The organism is Streptomyces sp. NPDC020996, assembly GCF_040641355.1.
Lineage (GTDB): Bacteria > Actinomycetota > Actinomycetes > Streptomycetales > Streptomycetaceae > Streptomyces.
Genome location: NZ_JBFADM010000030.1, coordinates 73,266 through 93,723, shown reverse-complemented (window position 1 = coordinate 93,723; position 20,458 = coordinate 73,266). Strand labels below are relative to the sequence as shown.

General features: G+C 70.2%; 10 protein-coding genes. 7 read left to right on the top strand and 3 right to left on the bottom strand.

The window, feature by feature from the left end; translation table 11 throughout:
* Positions 1 to 348 precede the first annotated feature (348 nt).
* Positions 349 to 3,378: a bifunctional [glutamine synthetase] adenylyltransferase/[glutamine synthetase]-adenylyl-L-tyrosine phosphorylase gene (locus tag AB0G63_RS21305; protein WP_360752404.1), complete on the top strand. Its 3,030-nt coding sequence runs from the start codon at positions 349 to 351 to the stop codon at positions 3,376 to 3,378.
* On the opposite strand, the gene AB0G63_RS21300 is transcribed toward AB0G63_RS21305, so the two are convergent.
* A complete protein-coding gene (locus AB0G63_RS21300) occupies positions 3,366 to 4,361 on the bottom strand; it encodes a phosphatase PAP2 family protein (RefSeq protein ID WP_360752401.1) in 996 nt (331 codons plus the stop codon). The genes AB0G63_RS21305 and AB0G63_RS21300 overlap by 13 nt on opposite strands.
* A gap of 119 nt (positions 4,362 to 4,480) precedes the next feature.
* A complete protein-coding gene (locus AB0G63_RS21295) occupies positions 4,481 to 5,515 on the bottom strand; it encodes a LacI family DNA-binding transcriptional regulator (protein ID WP_360752398.1) in 1,035 nt (344 codons plus the stop codon).
* 439 nt (positions 5,516 to 5,954) lie between these two features.
* On the opposite strand from AB0G63_RS21295, the gene AB0G63_RS21290 reads away from it, so the two are divergent.
* The 4 genes from AB0G63_RS21290 (at position 5,955) to AB0G63_RS21275 (ending at position 11,120) form a co-directional block, all read left to right on the top strand.
* Positions 5,955 to 7,229 carry an extracellular solute-binding protein gene (locus AB0G63_RS21290; RefSeq protein ID WP_360752395.1) on the top strand — a complete coding sequence of 425 codons (1,275 nt, stop codon included), beginning with the start codon at positions 5,955 to 5,957 and terminating at the stop codon, positions 7,227 to 7,229.
* Positions 7,230 to 7,325: 96 nt separating this feature from the next.
* Positions 7,326 to 8,330 (top strand): sugar ABC transporter permease, encoded by a 1,005-nt coding sequence (locus tag AB0G63_RS21285; protein ID WP_360752393.1) that lies wholly within the window; start codon positions 7,326 to 7,328, stop codon positions 8,328 to 8,330.
* Between the two features lie 13 nt (positions 8,331 to 8,343).
* Positions 8,344 to 9,255, top strand: a complete 912-nt coding sequence (locus AB0G63_RS21280) for an ABC transporter permease subunit (RefSeq protein ID WP_360752391.1) — start codon at positions 8,344 to 8,346, stop codon at positions 9,253 to 9,255.
* 113 nt (positions 9,256 to 9,368) lie between these two features.
* Complete coding sequence (locus tag AB0G63_RS21275) at positions 9,369 to 11,120, top strand: glycoside hydrolase family 13 protein (RefSeq protein WP_360752388.1); 1,752 nt, start codon at positions 9,369 to 9,371, stop codon at positions 11,118 to 11,120.
* A gap of 76 nt (positions 11,121 to 11,196) precedes the next feature.
* Here AB0G63_RS21275 and AB0G63_RS21270 read toward each other — a convergent pair whose 3' ends face one another.
* Positions 11,197 to 13,278: a carbohydrate-binding module family 20 domain-containing protein gene (locus AB0G63_RS21270; protein WP_360752386.1), complete on the bottom strand. Its 2,082-nt coding sequence runs from the start codon at positions 13,276 to 13,278 to the stop codon at positions 11,197 to 11,199.
* Between the two features lie 280 nt (positions 13,279 to 13,558).
* Here AB0G63_RS21270 and AB0G63_RS21265 point away from each other — a divergent pair, with 280 nt between their 5' ends.
* Both AB0G63_RS21265 and pulA read left to right on the top strand, forming a co-directional pair.
* Positions 13,559 to 14,878 (top strand): alpha-amylase family protein, encoded by a 1,320-nt coding sequence (locus AB0G63_RS21265; protein ID WP_360752415.1) that lies wholly within the window; start codon positions 13,559 to 13,561, stop codon positions 14,876 to 14,878.
* Between the two features lie 145 nt (positions 14,879 to 15,023).
* A complete protein-coding gene (gene pulA / locus AB0G63_RS21260) occupies positions 15,024 to 20,414 on the top strand; it encodes a pullulanase-type alpha-1,6-glucosidase (RefSeq protein WP_360752384.1) in 5,391 nt (1,796 codons plus the stop codon).
* Positions 20,415 to 20,458 lie beyond the last annotated feature (44 nt).

Here is a 20,458-nt window from a genome sequence, read left to right as displayed (position 1 = left end):
ACGGACACCCCCGTCCCGGCCCCGACCCACCCCCCACCGCCCGCGCACCGCGCACCCCCACCGAGCCCGCACAGGCGCCGCAGGCACCCCGCACCCCCCGTAATCCGCGCAGGCCGCCGCAGGCACCCCGCACCCCCACCGAGCCCGCACAGCCGCCGCAGGCACCCCGCACCCCCCGTAATCCGCGCAGGCCGCCGCAGGCACCCCGCACCCCCACCAAGCCCGCACAGCCGCCGCAGGCACCCCGCACCCCCCGAAACCCGCGCAGCCCGCCGCAGGCACCCCGCACACGCCGCCGCAGGCAGCTACGCTCGACGCGTACCACCTTGATCCGACAGGAGGCCGAGGATGACCGCGCCGGGGCGCAGAAGCAGCACCTTCATACGGCTCCTGCGGCACGGCTTCACCGACCCCTCGGCCGCCGAGCGCCTCCTGGACAGCCCGGAACTCACCGCCGTACGCGACGACCCGATCCTGCTGGACGCGCTCGGCGCCACCGCCGACCCCGACCTGGCCCTGCACGGCCTGGTCCGCCTCCTCGAAGCCCAGCCCGGCCCCGCCCCCACCGCCCGCCGCGAACTGCTCGACACGCTGACCGCGGCCAAGCCCTTCCGCGACCGCCTCCTCGGCGTGCTCGGCGCGTCCGCCGCCCTCGCCGACCACCTCGCCCGCCACCCCCGGGACTGGGAGGCGCTCGTCACGTACGAGCCGCGCGACCTGCACCCCGGCGTGCAGGAGTTCGAGCGGGGCCTGGCCGGCGCCACCGACCCGGTCGCACTCCGCGTCGCCTACCGCCGCTGCCTGCTGTCCATCGCCGCCCGCGACGTCTGCGGCACCATCGACGTCGCCCAGACCGCCGCCGAACTCGCCGACCTCGCCACCGCCACCCTGCGCGCCGCCCTCGCCATGGCCTGCGCCGCCGCGCCCGACGACGCCGCGCTGTGCCGGCTCGCGGTGATCGCGATGGGCAAGTGCGGCGGCCACGAACTGAACTACGTCTCCGACGTGGACGTCATCTTCGTCGGCCAGCCCGCCGACACCCCCGACACCGCCGATCCTGCCGATGTCGCCGACGAGGGCAAGGCGATCCGCGCCGCCACGCGGCTCGCCTCGCACATGATGCGGATCTGCTCGGAGACGACCGTCGAGGGCTCGATCTGGCCGGTGGACGCCAACCTGCGCCCCGAAGGCCGCAACGGCCCCCTCGTCCGCACCCTCAGCAGCCACGTCGCCTACTACCAGCGCTGGGCCAAGACCTGGGAGTTTCAGGCCCTGCTCAAGGCCCGCCCGGTCGCCGGCGACCTCGCGCTGGGCGAGGAGTACATCGCCGCGCTCGACCCCCTGGTGTGGCAGGCGGCGGAGCGCGAGAACTTCGTGGCGGACGTGCAGAAGATGCGGCGCCGGGTCGTCGAGAACATCCCCGCCACGGAGATAGACCGGGAGCTGAAGCTCGGCCCGGGCGGCCTGCGCGACGTCGAGTTCGCCGTCCAGCTCCTGCAACTGGTCCACGGACGGGCGGACGCCTCCCTGCGCAGCGGCACCACCCTGGACGCGCTGCAGGCGCTGGCGAGGGGCGGGTACGTGGGCCGCGCCGACGCGGTCCAGCTCGAGGACGCCTACCGCTTCCTGCGCTCCATGGAGCACCGTATCCAGCTGTACCGGCTGCGGCGCACGCACCTCGTGCCCGTGGAGGAGGCCGACCGGCGCCGCCTCGGCCGCTCCCTCGGGCTGCGCATCGACCCGGCCGCCGAACTCGACCGCGAGTGGCGGCGGCACACCGGCGCCGTACGCCGCCTGCACGAGAAGCTGTTCTACCGCCCGCTGCTCGACGCGGTCGCCCAGCTCGCCCCCGGCGAGGCGCGGCTGAGCCCGGAGGCGGCCCGCGAGCGGCTGGTCGCGCTCGGCTACGCGGACCCGGCGGCGGCCCTGCGCCACCTGGAGGCCCTGGCGTCCGGCGTGAGCCGCAAGGCGGCCATCCAGCGCACTCTGCTGCCCGTGCTGCTCGGCTGGTTCGCGGACTCCGCCGACCCGGACGCCGGACTGCTGAACTTCCGCAAGGTGTCGGACGCGTTGGGCAAGACGCCGTGGTACCTGCGGCTGCTGCGCGACGAGGGCGCCGCCGCGGAGAACCTCGCGCGGGTGCTGTCGGCCGGGCGGCTCGCCCCCGACCTGCTGATGCGCGCCCCCGAGGCGGTGGCGCTGCTCGGCGACGGCGACGCCGGCGGTCTGGATCCGCGCGGGCGCGCCCAGCTGGAGCAGGAGATCCTGGCCGCCGTCGGCCGCGCCGGAACCGCCGAGCAGGGGGTCAACGCGGCCCGCGGCGTCCGGCGCCGGGAGCTGTTCCGCACGGCCGCCGCGGACATCGTCGGCTCCTACGGCACCGAGGCCCAGCCGGCCGAGGCCGACCAGGGCGCGCTGGTGGACCGGGTCGGCGCCGCGGTGTCCGACCTGACGGCCGCGACGATCGCGGGCACCTTGCGCGCGGTGGTCAGGGACGGCTGGGGGGACACGCTGCCCACCCGGTTCGCCGTCATCGGGATGGGCCGCTTCGGCGGGCACGAGCTGGGCTACGGCTCCGACGCGGACGTGCTGTTCGTGCACGAGCCGCGGGAGGGCGTCGACGAGCGGGAGGCGGCGGACGCGGCGAACAAGGTCGTCGCCGAGATGCGGCGGCTGCTCCAGCTGCCCAGCGCCGACCCGCCCCTGCTGATCGACGCCGACCTGCGCCCCGAGGGCAAGTCCGGCCCGCTGGTGCGCACCCTGAAGTCGTACGAGGCCTATTACCGCCGCTGGTCGCTGGTGTGGGAGGCGCAGGCGCTGCTGCGGGCGGAACCGGTCGCCGGCGACGAGGACCTGGGACGCGCCTTCGTCGAACTCGTCGACCCGCTGCGCTACCCGGCGCGGGGGCTCGGCGACGACGCGGTGCGGGAGATCCGCCGGCTGAAGGCGCGGATGGAGTCGGAACGGCTGCCGCGCGGCGCCGACCCGAAGCTGCACACCAAACTGGGGCCGGGCGGCCTGTCGGACGTGGAGTGGACCGTCCAGCTGCTGCAGATGCGGCACGGGGCCACCGAGCCGGGCCTGCGCACCACCCGCACCCGCGAGGCGCTCGCGGCCGCGGCCGCCGCCGGCCTGATCACGCGGGAGGACGCCGCCATCCTCGACGAGGCCTGGGTGCTGGCGACCCGGGTGCGCAACGCGGTGATGCTCGTGCGGGGCCGGGCCGGCGACACGTTCCCGTCGAACGCGCGGGAGCTGGCCGCGGTGGGGCGCTACCTGGGGTACGGCCCCGGGCACGTCGGCGACATGCTCGACGCGTACCGCCGCACGGCCCGCCGCGCCCGGGGCGTGGCGGAGGCGCTGTTCTACGGAGCGTGAGGAGCCGCGGACCCGCCTTCGGAGAACCCGCCCTCGGAGAACCCGCCCTCGGAGAACCCGTCCGAAGCTCCCGCCAAAGCCCCCTGCGAAACCACCGCCGCCCCCGCCGGCGCCACCCCCGCCTCCGCCGGCGCCACCCCCGCCTCCGCCGGCGCCACCCCCGCCGGCACCCGTGAGAGCGCGTACGGCACGCTGCCGTACCACACCCACGCCACCGCGAAGCCGAACGTGAGGCACAGCAGGCCGCCCACCGCGTCGAGCCAGAAGTGGTTGGCCGTGGCGACGATGACCACCAGCGTCGCCGCCGGGTAGAGCAGACCCAGCACCCGCACCCACGGCACCCGGGCCAGCGCGAAGATCGTCAGCCCGCACCACAGGGACCAGCCGATGTGCATCGACGGCATCGCGGCGTACTGGTTCGACATGTGCTTCAGGTCGCCGGAGGCCATCGAGCCCCACGTCTCGTGGACCATGACCGTGTCGACGAAGCCGTCGCCGCGCATCAGACGCGGAGGCGCCAGCGGATACAGGTAGTAACCGACCAGGGCCACGCCCGTCGTCGCGAACAGCACCAGCCGGGTCGCCGCGTACCGGCCCGGGTGACTGCGGTACAGCCACACCAGCACGCCCAGCGTCACCACGAAGTGCAGTGTCGCGTAGTAGTAGTTCATGCCGACGATCAGCCAGGTCACCGAGTTGAGGCCGTGGTTGACGGAGTCCTCGACGGCGATGCCCAGCTGACGCTCCGTCTGCCAGATCCAGTCGGCGTTGCGCAGCGCCTCGGTCCGCTGCTCCGGGACGGCGTTGCGGATCAGCGAGTACGTCCAGTAACTCACCGCGATCAGCAGGATTTCGATCCAGATGCGGGGCCGGCCCGGAGAACGCAGCCGGCGCAGCCGGCCCGGCTGGTCGACGCCCGTGACGGCCTGCGGAACGGCCACTTGCCCGCGGTCTTCCGGCCTGGTCACGGTCGAGTCACCCATAGGCGCAAAGTCTGCCAGAAACGTCTTCTGACCCGATCATCCCCCGGTCGGGTCCGCACCGCACGTTCTCCGCCCTGAGGACGACTCCGCCCTGAGGCATGCCAAGAACCCATGACACGCTAAGAACGGCTCCGCTCCCCGGGCGCCGAAGCGGTAGAGCCGCGCACCACCAGCTCCGGCATGAACACGAACTCGCTGTGCGGCGCCGGCGTCCCGCCGATCTCCTCCAGCAGCGTGCGCACCGCCGCCTGACCCATCGCCGGGACCGGCTTGCGGATCGTGGTCAGCGGCGGGTCGGTGAAGGCGATCAGCGGGGAGTCGTCGAAGCCGACGACGGAGAAGTCCTTCGGTACCTCCAGGCCGTGCTGCCGGGCGGCCCGTATCGCGCCGAGCGCCATCATGTCGCTCGCGCACACCACCGCCGTGCAGTTCCGGTCGATCAGCGCGGTCGCGGCGGCCTGGCCGCCCTCCAGGGTGTAGAGCGAGTGCTGGACCAGCTCCGACTCGATCGTCTCCGCGCTCAGCCCCAGCTGATCCTGCATGGCGCGCACGAACCCCTCGATCTTGCGCTGCACGGGCACGAACCGCTTCGGACCCAGGGCCAGGCCGATCCGGGTGTGCCCCAGCGACACCAGGTGGGTGACCGCCAGCGTCATCGCCGCCCGGTCGTCGGGGGAGATGAACGGCGCCTGCACCTTCGGCGAGAAGCCGTCCACCAGCACGTACGGCACGCCCTGGGCGCGCAGCCGGTCGTAGCGCTCCATGTCGGCGGTGGTGTCGGCGTGCAGTCCGGAGACGTAGATGATCCCGGCGACCCCGCGGTCGACGAGCATCTCCGTCAGCTCGTCCTCCGTCGAGCCGCCCGGGGTCTGGGTGGCCAGCACCGGGGTGTAGCCCTGCCGCGTCAGCGCCTGGCCGATGACCTGGGCGAGCGCCGGGAAGATGGGGTTCTCCAGCTCCGGGGTGATCAGGCCCACCAGGCCCTCGCTGCGCTGCCGCAGGCGCACCGGGCGTTCGTAGCCCAGGACGTCGAGCGCGGCCAGCACTGACTGGCGCGTGGTGGCGGCGACGCCCGGCTTCCCGTTGAGGACGCGGCTGACGGTCGCTTCGCTCACCCCCGCCTGAGCAGCGATATCGGCAAGCCGTGTGGTCACAGGACTCGACTGTAGCGGGCGCATGTCGCTTTGCGCACCAATCGGACGCCGTGCGCGGCCGGTTGCACGGCTCGCTGCGGGCTGCTGCGTCATCGCGGTCCCTCGTGTTCGTCTTCGGCGTCCGTCGTCGGCGTCCGTCCGCAAGGGATGATTCCCCCGTCGGAAACATATGGCAAGAGCTTGCAGAGTCTTGCACAGGTGCCCCGCACCGCGCTCAACGGCCTCGATACGGGGTTTCCGGGGGGTCGAGAGCAGGTCACGGGCAGGTAACTCTCGAATCGTCTTGCAGTTTTTTGCAGCAAGGTCTTTCGCTGCGCTTACATCGCTGTTACGTTCCCTGTCGCCCGGCCGCGGCAACGGCGCAGTCGGCAACACAGCAGGGAGCGGCAGACGGGGCCGCCCCCCGCACCACACGGGCTTTCACCCTCAAGGAGAACTCATGCGGCGTGGCATAGCGGCCACCGCGCTGGTGGCGTCCCTCGCCCTCGCGGCGACGGCCTGCGGCGGAAGCGGCGACAGCGGCGACAAGGCCGACGGTCCGGTCACCATCACCTGGTGGGACACCTCCAACGCCACGAACGAGGCGCCGACGTACAAGGCCCTGGTCAAGCAGTTCGAGGCCGCCAACAAGGGCATCAAGGTCAAGTACGTCAACGTCCCCTTCGACCAGGCGCAGAACAAGTTCGACACTGCCGCCGGCTCCAAGGGCGCCCCGGACGTGCTGCGCAGCGAGGTCGGCTGGACCCCCGCCTTCGCCAAGAAGGGCTACTTCCTGCCGCTGGACGGCACCGAGGCCCTCGCGGACCAGAGCAAGTTCCAGCCCAACCTGATCGAGCAGGCCAAGTACGACGGCAAGACCTACGGCGTGCCGCTGGTCACCGACACCCTCGCGCTGGTCTACAACAAGGCCCTGTTCGCGAAGGCCGGCATCACCGAGGCCCCCAAGACCTGGGACGAGCTGAAGGCCGACGCCGCCAAGATCAAGACCAAGGCCAAGGTCGACGGCTACTGGGGCTCCACCCAGGCCTACTACGCGCAGACCTTCCTCTACGGCGAGGGCACCGACACCGTCGACGCCTCCGCCAAGAAGGTCACCGTGAACTCGGACGCCGCGAAGAAGGCGTACGGCACCTGGCTGAGCATGTTCTCCGGCAAGGGCCTGCACAAGGCCGACACCACCGCCGACGCCTACGCCCACATCCAGGACGCGTTCGTCAACGGCAAGGTCGCCGCGATCATCCAGGGCCCCTGGGAGATCACGAACTTCTACAAGGGCTCGGCCTTCTCGGACAAGTCCAACCTCGGCATCGCCACCGTCCCGGCCGGCTCCACCGGCAAGGCGGGCGCCCCGACCGGCGGCCACAACCTGTCGGTGTACGCCGGTTCCGACTCGGCGCACCAGAAGGCGGCGCTGAAGTTCGTGAACTTCATGACCTCCGCGAAGACGCAGACGCAGATCGCGCTGAAGAACTCCACCCTGCCGACCCGCGACGACGCCTACACCGCCGAGGTCAAGGCCGACCCGGGCATCGCCGGCTACCAGACCGTGCTGCCCGCCGCCCAGCCGCGGCCGGCCCTGCCGGAGTACAGCTCCCTGTGGGGCCCGCTGGACACCGAGCTGCCGAAGATCGCCGGCGGCAAGGAGTCCCTCGACAAGGGTCTGAGCAACGCCGAGCTGGCCATCGCCAAGCTGGTGCCCGACTTCAGCAAGTAAGCACGATCGGCCGCCGGGTCCCCCGAACAGCAGGGGGATCCGGCGGCACCGGCCTGTGCCCGGCCCGTCCCGTTGAACTTCCAGAAGGTGTCGAACATGACAGTCGCCATCGACCGCGCGACCGGCAGGCGCCGCGGTGACCGCGCGCCCGAGCCCGGGCTGGGCCGGCGCCTCAAGAACAGCTACCGAAGGCACTGGTACGCCTACGCGATGATCACCCCGGTGGCGGTCGTCCTCGGCGTCCTCGTGCTGTACCCCCTGGCGTACGGCCTCTACCTCACCCTCACCGACGCCAACAGCCTCAACACCGCGCGCACGATCGGCGTCAACCACATCGACGCCACCTACAAGTTCATCGGGCTCGACAACTACAAGGACATCCTGTTCGGCGCGACGTCGTACGACCGCTTCTGGTCGCACTTCATCTGGACGATCGTGTGGACCGCGCTGTGCGTCGCCCTGCACTACTCGATCGGCCTGGGCCTCGCCCTGCTGCTCAACCAGCGGATGCGCGGCCGCACCGTCTACCGGCTGATCCTGATCCTGCCCTGGGCGGTGCCGACCTTCGTCACCGTCTTCGGCTGGCGCTTCATGCTCGCCGACGGCGGCATCATCAACCTCTTCCTCGACGCCCTGCACCTGCCGGCGCCGGACTGGCTGGAGGACACCTTCTGGCAGCGGTTCGCCGCCATCATGGTCAACACCTGGTGCGGTGTGCCGTTCATGATGGTCTCGCTGCTCGGCGGCCTGCAGTCCATCGACTCCTCGCTGTACGAGGCAGCCGAGATGGACGGCGCCACCGCCTGGCAGCGCTTCCGCTACGTCACCCTTCCGGGCCTGCGGTCCGTCAGCTCCACCGTCGTCCTGCTCGGCATCATCTGGACCTTCAACCAGTTCGCCGTGATCTTCCTGCTGTTCGGCACCACCGCCCCGGACGCCCAGATCCTCGTGACGTGGGCCTACTACCTGGGCTTCGGACAGCAGCCGCGTGACTTCGCGCAGTCGGCCGCATACGGCATCCTGCTGCTGGCCATTCTGATCGTCTTCACCTCCTTCTACCGCCGCTGGCTGAACCGCAACGAGCAGCAGCTCGCGATCTGAGGCAGGAGCTTTCATGAGTACGACCACCGTCGAGACCTCCGCCGACGTGATCAAGAAGGACGCCGCGGCCGCCGCTCCACGCAAGGCCCGCGGGCGCGGCGAGCGCAGCACCGGCGCCGTGCTCGCCTCGCACGGCATCCTGATCACGGCGAGCCTGATCGCCCTCTTCCCGATCGCCTGGCTGGTCTACCTGTCCCTCGGCCCGGACAAGGACGACTACCTCCACCCCGGAGGCATCTGGGCGAAGATGACGTTCGACAACTACTCGTTCGTCGTCCAGCACACCGAGTTCTTCGACTGGCTGAAGAGCTCCCTGATCGTCTCGCTCGGCACCACGGTCGTCGGCGTCATGATCGCCGCGACCACCGGCTACGCCGTCTCCCGGATGCGCTTCCCCGGCTACCGCAAGTTCATGTGGGTGCTCCTGGTCACCCAGATGTTCCCGGTGGCCGTGCTGATGGTGCCGATGTACCAGATCCTGTCGGATCTGCAGCTCATCGACAGCTACCTCGGCCTGATCCTGGTGTACTGCTCGACCGCGGTGCCGTACTGCGCGTGGCTGCTGAAGGGCTACTTCGACACGATCCCCTTCGAGATCGACGAGGCCGGCCGCGTCGACGGGCTGACCCCGTTCGGCACGTTCGCCCGGCTGATCCTGCCGCTCGCCAAGCCGGGCCTGGCCGTCGCCGCCTTCTACAGCTTCCTCACGGCCTTCGGCGAGGTGGCGTTCGCGTCGACGTTCATGCTGTCGGACACGAAGTACACCTTCGCCGTCGGTCTGCAGACCTTCGTCAGCGAGCACGACGCGCAGCGCAACCTGATGGCCGCGACCGCGGTGCTGATCGCGATACCGGTCTCCGCGTTCTTCTACCTCGTGCAGAAGAACCTGGTCACCGGACTCACCGCGGGCGGCACGAAGGGCTGACGCCTCAAGGACCCGAGGCGGCCGCGGCTTCTGTCCGGCCCCGCTGTCACCGCGGCCGCCTCGTCACGAACGCCGCCGTATCCACCACCCGATCCTCGTCACTCAAGGACGCCATGAGCCAGCAGCACTCCGCCGACCCGGCCCCGACGCCTTCCTCCCGAGCAGCCGTCGCCACCGTCACCAAGCGCAGCGACTGGTGGCGGGACGCGGTGATCTACCAGGTCTATCCGCGCAGTTTCGCCGACAGCAACGGAGACGGCATGGGCGACCTGGAAGGCGTCCGCACCCGTCTGCCGTACCTGCGCGACCTCGGGGTGGACGCCGTGTGGCTCAGCCCCTTCTACGCCTCACCGCAGGCCGACGCCGGCTACGACGTCGCCGACTACCGCGCCGTCGACCCCATGTTCGGCAACCTCCTGGACGCCGACGCGCTGATCCGCGACGCGCACGCGCTCGGCCTGCGGATCATCGTCGACCTGGTGCCCAACCACTCCTCCGACCAGCACGAGTGGTTCAAGCGGGCGCTGCGCGAGGGCCCCGGCTCCCCGCTGCGCGACCGCTACCACTTCCGCCCCGGCAAGGGCACGGACGGCGAACTGCCGCCCAACGACTGGGAGTCCATCTTCGGCGGCCCGGCCTGGACCCGGGTCACCGAACCGGACGGCACCCCCGGCGAGTGGTACCTGCACCTGTTCGCCCCCGAACAGCCCGACTTCAACTGGGAACACCCGGCCGTCGGCGACGAGTTCCGCTCCATCCTGCGCTTCTGGCTCGACATGGGCGTCGACGGCTTCCGCATCGACGTCGCCCACGGCCTGGTCAAGGCCGACGGCCTGCCCGACCTCGGCTCCCACGACCAGGTCAAGCTGCTGGGCAACGATGTCATGCCGTTCTTCGACCAGGACGGCGTGCACGAGATCTACCGCCAGTGGCGCCTGATCCTCGACGAGTACGCCGGGAACGAGCAGGGGCCCGAAGGGCCTTCCGCAGAAGGGCGGGGGCGGGAGACGGGTGGGCGGATCTTCGTCGCCGAGGCGTGGACGCCGACCATCGAGCGGACCGCCAACTACGTCCGCCCGGACGAGCTGCACCAGGCCTTCAACTTCCAGTACCTGGCCACCGCCTGGGACGCCGCGGAGCTGCGCGAGGTCATCGACCGCACGCTGGAGTCGATGCGCCCGGTCGGCGCCCCCGCCACCTGGGTGCTGTCCAACCACGACGTCACCCGGCACGCCACCCGCTTCGCCAACCCGCCCGGCCTAGGCACCCAGATCCGCCTCGCCGGCGACCGCGAACTGGGCCTGCGCCGCGCCCGCGCGGCGACCCTGCTGATGCTGGCGCTGCCCGGCTCCGCCTACGTGTACCAGGGTGAGGAACTCGGCCTGCCGGACGTCGTCGACCTGCCCGACGAGGTGCGCCAGGACCCGGCGTACTTCCGCGGCGCCGGCCAGGACGGCTTCCGCGACGGCTGCCGGGTGCCGATCCCGTGGACGCGCACGGGATCGTCGTACGGCTTCGGCGGCGCGGGCAGCTGGCTGCCGCAGCCGGCGGGCTGGGGCGAGCTGAGCGTCGAGGCCCAGACCGGCGTCCCCGGCTCGACGCTGGAGATGTACCGCTCCGCCCTCGCCGTGCGCCGCTCCCACCCGGACCTGGGCGCGGGCGACGCGGTGGAGTGGCTGCGCGCACCGGAGGGCGTACTGGCCTTCCGTCGCGGCGACTTCGTGTGCGTCGCCAACACCGCGGGCGAGCCGGTGACCACCCCGTCCTACGGCCGGGTCCTGCTGGCCAGCGGCGAGATCGCCGAGACGGCGGACGGCGAGGCGAAGCTGCCCGCCGACACCACGGTCTGGTGGACGACGGCCTGACGCCCGGCGCCCGACGCGCGCGGCGGCCCGGTCACCGTTTCCACGGTGACCGGGCCGCGTTGTGCGGGTGGGGGGCCTACTTCCAGCTGTCGCTGGTGGTGTAGCCCGACGAACTGCCCGTCGTGTACGAGCGGTTCGTGCCCGACTCCCACGTCACGTTCCCGGCCGCGTCCTTCTTGATGAACTTGTACTCGAAGGCCGTGCTCTTCGGCACGATCACCAGCTTGCTCCAGGTCGGGTACGAGGCGGAGGACAGCGGAATCGCGTCGGCGGTGTTCCAGGAACCGAGGGAGGGGATCGAGCCGACGACGTAGACGCTGGTGCCCCAGTCGGTCGTTGCGTACTCGTTGAAGGTCACGTCGGTGGCGTCCGCGTTCGCCACGTTCCAGGAGTTGTTCAGGGAGACCGCCGAAGTCGTCGTGGTGACCGATCTGTTGGCGTTGGACTCCCAGGTGACGTTCCCGGCGGCGTCCTTCTTGATGTACTTGTACGTGAACGACGTGTTGATCGGCACGCTCACCTCACCCGACCAGATCGGGTAGCGGGTGGACGACAGCGCGACGGCCTTGGAGGTGTCCCAGCCGCCGAGGGCCGCGATGGAGCCGACGACGTAGACATTGGTGCCGGAGGTGGTCGACGCGTACTCGTTGAACGTCGCGCTCACCGTCGAGGTCGAGCCGCCGCCGGAGCCGGAGCCCGTGTCGTCGCAGCCGACCGTGCAGGTGTACGAGGAGTTGTAGAAGGCGACCGCGCTCTTGGCCGGGATGGTGATCGAGGCGCTGCCGCCGGAGACGGTGACGGTGCTCGCCCCGCCGTCGATCACGTTCTTGTAGGTGCCGTCGGCCATGCCGGTGGCGAAGGTGTACGTGGCCGACGAGGAGCCGTTGTTGAGCGCGAAGAAGCCCGCGCCGCCGCGGCCGAAGCCGATCACGCTGGAGGACTTGGTCTGCCAGTCCGAGACCGCGGCCGTGCCGGTGGCGTTGTGCCAGGCCACCATGCCGACGACGGCGGTGTCGCGGTCGAGGCAGTACCAGCCGGAGGAGCAGTCGGTGCCGGTGACGAAACCGGAGGAGTTGGGCGGGGCCTGGTCGCTCTGCGTCCACTCCCAGCTGGCGTACACCGTCGGCGTCGACCACTTGTAGGCGAGCTGGAAGAGGTTCGCCAGCTTGTAGGTGTCGCCGTCCTTGTACGACAGGTGCAGGCCGTTGCGCTCGGTGTCGTGGTTGGTGACGAAGGAGACCGAGTTCGCGGCCGGGAGGATGCCGGACGACGACAGCGACTGCAGGTCGGAGACGTTGCCCTGGAAGGCGGACTTGAGCTTGCTCGCGTAGGTGAAGTCCAGTACGTCGCCGGTGCCGTAGTAGTCGGAGGGCTGCGGGGTCGAGCCCGGGTAGACCTCCTGGAAGACGTACGGCGCCGCACCAGAGGTGGTGCTGGTCAGCTTCGCCTCGATGGCCTGCAGGTCGGCGGCCGGGATGTGCTTGGCGGCGTCCACGCGGAAGCCGTCGACGCCGAGGGCGAGCTGCTTGTTGAGGAAGGCGGCGATGCCCGAGCGGACGTTGTCCTCCTCGGTCTCCAGGTCGGGCAGGCCGAGCAGCTCGCAGTTCTGCACCTCCGACAGGTTCGACCAGTCGTCGATGATCAGGTCGGAGTCGTTGCAGTCGTCCGACTGGTGGTAGTCGCCCGGGTCCCAGTCGGGGGTGTCGTACTTGTTGGTGAGGGTGGTGCCGTTGTAGCCGGTGCCGGTCTGGGCGGCGGTGTGGTTGATCACCGCGTCCGTGTAGACCTTGACGCCCGCGGTGTGGCAGGCGGTCACCATGGAGGCGAACTTCGCCGCCGAGCCGAAGCGGCTGTTGAGGTTGTAGGAGTACGGCTGGTAGGCGTCCCACCAGTAGTAGTTGGGCTGTTTGAGGGACTCGGCGGGCGGCGCCACCTGCACGGCGCCGTACCCGGCCGGCCCGAGCACGTTCGTGCACTCGGCGGCCACCGAGTCCCAGTTCCACTCCCACAGATTGGCGATCACATCGCCCTTGGCGGTGGTGTCGGCCCGGGCCTCGGTGGCGGGCAGGGCGGTGGCGCCGGCCAGCGCGAGCGCGCCGACGGCCAGGGCGGTCGCGGCGCGGCGCAGGACACCCGGGGGGCGGTGTCTGTCGGTCATGTGCGGCTCCGAAAGGGGCAAGCCGGGGTTCCGGAGAGCCCCGGAGAACGGGGACGGGGTCCAACGACTCGTGAGAGTGGGGTAGTTGAGCAAGTCGCGTCAAGGTCGAAGCTGAAAACTCTTGCTGTGAATTGCAAGACCCTTGCTGTAAACCTTTCGGCAGCGGTACGGTCACCGCCGCCCGGCAACGACGCCCGGCCGTCACCGCAAGGAGCCCCCCACCGTGATACGGAGATGGTCCGTCACCGCGACCGCGCTCGCCGCCACGACGACAGCCGTCCTGGCCCCCGGAATCGCCCACGCCTCCCCACCCGGCACCAAGGACGTCACCGCGGTCCTCTTCGAGTGGAACTACGCATCGGTCGCCAAGGAGTGCACCAGCACCCTCGGCCCGGCCGGCTACGGATACGTCCAGGTCTCACCGCCCGCCGAGCACATCCAGGGCTCGCAGTGGTGGACGTCGTACCAGCCCGTCAGCTACAAGATCGCCGGCCGTCTCGGCGACCGCACGGCCTTCCAGAACATGGTGAACACCTGTCACGCGGCCGGCGTCAAGGTCGTCGTCGACACGGTGATCAACCACATGTCGGCGGGCAGCGGCACCGGAACCGGCGGCTCGTCGTACACGAAGTACAACTACCCCGGCCTGTACTCCAGTTACGACTTCGACGACTGCACCGCGCAGGTCTCGAACTACCAGGACCGCTGGAACGTCCAGCACTGCGAACTGGTCGGCCTCGCCGACCTCGACACGGGTGAGGAGTACGTCCGCAAGACCATCGCGGGGTACATGAACGACCTGCTCACCCTCGGCGTCGACGGCTTCCGCATCGACGCGGCCAAGCACATCGACACCGCCGACCTCGCCAACATCAAGTCCCGGCTGACCAAGCCGAACGCCTACTGGAAGCAGGAGGTCATCTACGGCAGCGGGGAAGCCGTCCAGCCCACCGAGTACACCGGCAACGGCGACGTGCAGGAGTTCCGCTACGCCTACGACCTCAAGCGCGTCTTCAACAACGAGAACCTCGCCTACCTGAAGAACTACGGCGAGGGCTGGGGCTATATGAGCAGCTCGGTCGCCGGCGTCTTCGTCGACAACCACGACACCGAGCGCAACGGCTCCACCCTGAACTACAAGGACGGCGCCAACTACACCCTGGCCAACGTGTTCATGCTCGCCTGGCCCTACGGCGCCCCGGACGTCAACTCCGGCTACGAGTGGTCCGACACGGACGCCGGTCCGCCCAATGGCGGCCAGGTGAACGCCTGCTGGCAGGACGGCTGGAAGTGCCAGCACGCCTGGCCGGAGATCAAGTCCATGGTCGCCTTCCGCAACGCGGTGCGGGGCGAGTCGGTGACCAACTGGTGGGACAACGGCGGCGACGCGATCGCCTTCGGGCGGGGCGCCAAGGGCTACGTCGCCATCAACCACGAGTCGAGCGCGCTCAGCCGGACCTATCAGACCTCGCTGCCCGCGGGCACGTACTGCAACGTGCAGAACAACACGACCGTGACGGTGAACGGCAGCGGTCAGTTCACCGCCACCCTGGGCGCGAACACCGCCCTGGCCATCTACGCGGGCAAGTCGAGCTGCTGATCCACCCGCGTGCGTGGTTGAAAGTTCTTACCAGTTCTTTCAGGACTCTTGCTGTAAGCGTTTCGACGGCGATACGGTCGCGCGGAATCGGACCCACCAGAGCCGTAAGCGCCAACAGAGCCGTAAGCGCAAGGAGTCCACGTCTGTGATACCGAGATGGCCGACGCCGTCGAGGCGCCGTACCGCGCACGCCGGACGAGTCGCTGCGGTCACCGTGACCGCACTGGCCGCAGCACTCGTCCAGCCCCTCGCCGCCAGGGCCGACACCCCGCCCCCGCCGCCGTCCGACGCGAAGCTCGCCGCCGAGCCCGCCCGGCACGACGACACCCGGGAGCAGTTCTACTTCGTCATGCCGGACCGTTTCGCCAACGGCGACACCGCCAACGACAAGGGCGGCCTGACCGGCAGCCGCCTGTCCACCGGCTACGACCCCACCGACAAGGGCTTCTACCAGGGCGGCGACCTCAAGGGCCTGACGAAGAAGCTCGACTACATCAAGGGTCTGGGCACCACCGCCATCTGGATGGCCCCGATCTTCAAGAACCGGCCCGTGCAGGGCACCGGTGACAACGCGTCGGCCGGCTACCACGGTTACTGGATCACCGACTTCACCCAGGTCGACCCGCACTTCGGCAGCAACGCCGACCTCGAGACCCTCATCGACAAGGCCCACGCCAAGGGCATGAAGGTCTTCTTCGACGTCATCACCAACCACACCGCCGACGTCGTCGACTACGAGGAGAAGTCCTACAACTACCTTTCCAAGGGCGCTTTCCCGTACCTGACGAAGGACGGCGAGCCCTTCGACGACGCCGACTACGCGGACGGCACCCACGGCTTCCCCGTGGTCGACGCCGACTCCTTCCCGCGCACCCCGAAGGCCACCGGCGCGGACAAGGTCCCGTCCTGGCTCAACGACCCCACGATGTACCACAACCGGGGCGACTCCACGTACGCGGGCGAGTCGACGACCTACGGCGACTTCTCCGGGCTCGACGACCTGTGGACCGAGCGTCCCGAGGTCGTCAAGGGGATGGAGAAGATCTACCAGCGCTGGGTGCGCGACTTCGACATCGACGGCTTCCGCATCGACACCGTCAAGCACGTCGACATGGACTTCTGGACCCAGTGGGCCACCGCCCTCGACGCCTACGCCAAGAAGCGGGGCCGGGACGACTTCTTCATGTTCGGCGAGGTCTACTCGGCCGACACCTCCATCACCTCGCCCTACGTCACCCAGGGCCGCCTCGACGCCACCCTCGACTTCCCCTTCCAGGAGGCGGCCCGCCAGTACGCCTCCCAGGGCGGCAGCGCGCGCAAGCTCGCCTCCGTCTTCGGCGACGACTACAAGTACACGACCGACAAGGCCAACGCCTACGAGCAGGTCACCTTCCTCGGCAACCACGACATGGGCCGCATCGGCTACTTCCTGAACCAGGACAACCCGAAGGCCACCGACGCCGAGCTGCTGAAGAAGGACGAACTGGCCAACGAGCTGATGTTCCTCAGCCGCGGCAACCCGGTCGTCTACTACGGCGACGAGCAGGGCTTCACCGGCTCCGGCGGCGACAAGGACGCCCGCCAGACGATGTTCGCCTCGAAGGTCGCCGACTACCTCGACGACGACGAGATCGGCACCGACCGCACCCACGCGAGCGACGCCTACGACACCACCGCCCCGCTGTACCGGCAGATCGCGGCGCTGTCCAAGCTCCGCAAGGCCAACCCGGCGCTCGCCGACGGCGTGCAGACCGAGCGCTACGCGGCCGACGGCGCCGGCGTCTACGCCTTCTCCCGCACCGCCGCCAAGACCGGCACCGAGTACGTCGTCGCCTTCAACAACGCCGCCGAGGCGAAGACGGCGACCTTCCCGACCGGCTCCGCCGCGATGCGGTTCACCGGCCTCTACGGCACCGACGCCACGGTCACCTCGGACGCCGACAAGAAGATCACCGTCACCGTCCCGGCCGGCTCGGCGATCGTGCTGAAGGCCGCCGGCCGGCTCGCCGCCCCGGTCACGAAGCCGACCGTCACCCTGACCGCCCCGGCGGCCGGCGCCACCGGCACCGTCGAGATCGGCGCCGACACCGACGGCGGCCGGCTCAACCGGGTCGTCTTCGCCGCCCAGACCGGCAACGGCCCCTGGAAGGTCCTCGGCTCCGCCGACCACGCCCCCTACAAGGTCACGCAGGTCATCGGCAAGGACGTACCGGCCGGCACGGCCCTGCGCTACAAGGCCGTCGTGATCGACTCGGCCGGGCACACCGCGAGCGCCACGGCGAGCAGCACCACCGGCACCCCGCCCGCCGAGGAGGTCCCCACCGCCTCCTCCCGCGACTACGCGGTCGTCCACTACAAGCGCGCCGACGGCGACTACGCCGACTGGGGCCTGTACGCCTGGGGCGACCTCGCCGACGGCGAGGCCACGAACTGGCCGGACAGCCACCCCTTCACCGGCCGCGACGCCTACGGCGCCTTCGCCTACGTCAAGCTGAAGCCGGGCGCATCCAGCGTCGGGTTCCTCGTCATCGACAAGGACGGCAACAAGGACGTCTCCGCCGACCGGTCCATCGACGTCACCAAGACGGGTGAGGTCTGGATCGAGCAGGGCAAGGCCGACGTACAGACCGAGCGGCCCGACTACCCCGCCCAGGACACCACCAAGGCGGTGCTGCACTACCACCGCGCCGACGGTGACTACGACGGCTGGGGCCTGCACGTGTGGACGGGCGCCGCGAACCCCACCGAGTGGTCGAACCCGCTGAAGCCGGTGAAGACTGATGCCTATGGTGCGGTCTTCGAGGTGCCGCTCAGCGACGGCGCCACCAGCCTCAGCTACATCCTCCACAAGGGCGACGAGAAGGACCTGCCCGCCGACCAGTCCCTGGACCTCAAGACCAACGGTCACGAGGTGTGGCTGTTGAACGGCCAGGAGAAGTACCTCCTGCCGCAGCCCGCGGGCAGCGCGGCCGCGCTCGACCTGACCACCTCCAAGGCGGTCTGGATCGACCGGAACACCGTCGCCTGGAACGGGTCCGACGCCGCCGCCTCCACCCAGCTGGTCTACTCCCACGACGGCTCGATCACGGTGAAGGACGGCGCCCTCACCAGCGACGACGAGCGCTGGCTGCGACTGACCCGGACCACCCTCACCGACGCCCAGAAGGCGAAGTTCCCGCACCTGAAGAACTACACCGCCTTCTCCGTCGACCCGCGCGACCGCGACCGGGTCCGCGAGGCCCTGCGCGGCCAGGTCGTCGCCTCCCAGCGCGCGGCCAACGGCGCGGTGCTCGCGGCGACCGGCGTGCAGATCGCCGGCGTGCTCGACGACCTGTACGACGCGACGGCGGCGAAGCTCGGCCCGGTCTTCCACCACGGCCGGCCCACCCTGTCCGTGTGGGCGCCGACCGCCCGGTCCGTGAAGCTGGACCTGGCCGGCACCGCCGTCCCCATGAAGCGCGACGCCGCCACCGGCGTCTGGTCCGTCACCGGCCCGGCGTCCTGGAAGGGCAAGCCCTACCGGTACGTGGTCGAGGTGTGGGCGCCCAGCGTCCGCAAGGTCGTCACCAACAAGGTCACCGACCCCTACTCGCTGGCCCTCACCGCGAACTCCGAGCGCAGCCTGGTCGTCGACCTCGACGACCGGTCCCTCGCCCCGAGCGGCTGGTCGACGTACACCAAGCCCGCCGCCGTACCGCTCAGGGACGCGCAGATCCAGGAACTGCACATCCGCGACTTCTCCGTCGCGGACCGCACCTCGGCCCACCCCGGCACCTACCTGGCCTTCACCGACAAGGACAGCGACGGCTCGAAGCACCTGCGCAAGCTCGCCAAGTCCGGCACCTCCTACGTCCACCTGCTGCCGGCGTTCGACATCGCGACGGTCCCCGAGCGGAAGGCCGACCAGGCGACCACCGACTGCGACCTGGCCTCCTACCCGGCCGACTCCGACAAGCAGCAGGCGTGCGTGTCGAAGATCGCCGCGAAGGACGCCTACAACTGGGGCTACGACCCGTACCACTACACGGTCCCCGAGGGCTCCTACGCCACCGACCCGGACGGCACGGCCCGCACGGTCCAGTTCCGCAGGATGGTCAAGGCGCTCAACGAGGACGGCCTCCGGGTCGTGATGGACGTCGTCTACAACCACACCGCCGCCAGCGGCCAGGCGGACACCTCCGTCCTGGACAAGGTGGTGCCCGGCTACTACCAGCGGCTCCTCGCCGACGGCTCGGTGGCGAACAGCACCTGCTGCGCCAACACCGCCCCCGAGAACGCCATGATGGGCAAGCTGGTCGTCGACTCGGTCGTCACCTGGGCCAAGGAGTACAAGGTCGACGGCTTCCGCTTCGACCTCATGGGCCACCACCCGAAGGCCAACATCCTGGCCGTGCGCAAGGCCCTGGACGCGCTGACGCCCGCGAAGGACGGCGTCGACGGCAAGAAGATCATCCTGTACGGCGAGGGCTGGAACTTCGGCGAGGTCGCCGACGACGCCCGCTTCGTGCAGGCCACCCAGAAGAACATGGCCGGCACCGGCATCGCCACCTTCTCCGACCGGGCCCGTGACGCGGTGCGCGGCGGCAGCCCCTTCGACGCCGACCCCGGCGTCCAGGGCTTCGCCTCCGGCCTCTACACCGACCCCAACTCCTCCACCGCCAACGGCACCCCGGCCGAGCAGAAGGCCCGCCTGCTGCACTACCAGGACCTGATCAAGGTCGGTCTTTCCGGCAACCTCGCGAAGTACCGCTTCACCGACACCGGCGGCAAGGAGGTCACCGGCGCGCAGGTCGACTACGGCGGCGCGCCCGCCGGCTACGCGGACGCGCCCGGCGACGCCCTCGCCTACGCCGACGCACACGACAACGAGTCCCTGTTCGACGCGCTGACCTACAAGCTGCCCGCGTCGACGAGCCCCGCCGACCGGGCCCGGATGCAGGTCCTGGCGATGGCGACGGCCACCCTCTCCCAGGGCCCGTCGCTGTCCCAGGCCGGCACCGACCTGCTGCGCTCGAAGTCGCTGGACCGCAACTCCTACGACAGCGGCGACTGGTTCAACGCCGTCCACTGGAACTGCGCCGACGGCAACGGCTTCGGCCGCGGGCTGCCCCCGGCGGCCGACAACGCCTCCAAGTGGCCGTACGCGAAGCCACTGCTGAGCACGGTGAAGGTGGGCTGCCCGCAGATCGACGGGGCCTCGGCCGCCTACCGGGACCTGCTGCGGATCCGCACGACGGAGAGCGTCTTCTCCCTCGCCACCACCAACCAGGTGCAGTCGAAGCTCTCCTTCCCGCTGTCGGGGAAGGACGAGACGCCGGGCGTGATCACCATGGAACTGGGGGACCTCGTCGTCGTGTTCAACGCGACGCCGAAGCAGAGCACGCAGCGGGTCGACGCCCTCGCGGGCACGGCCTACCGGCTGCACCCGGTGCAGCGCGCCGGGTCGGACCCGGTCGTCAAGTCCGCCTCCTACGAGCGGAAGTCGGGGACGTTCACCGTTCCGGCCAGGACGGTGGCGGTCTTCTCCCGCACCTAGCGCTCGGGCACTACCTTGGTGGGGCAGGCCGCAGCGGTCTGCCC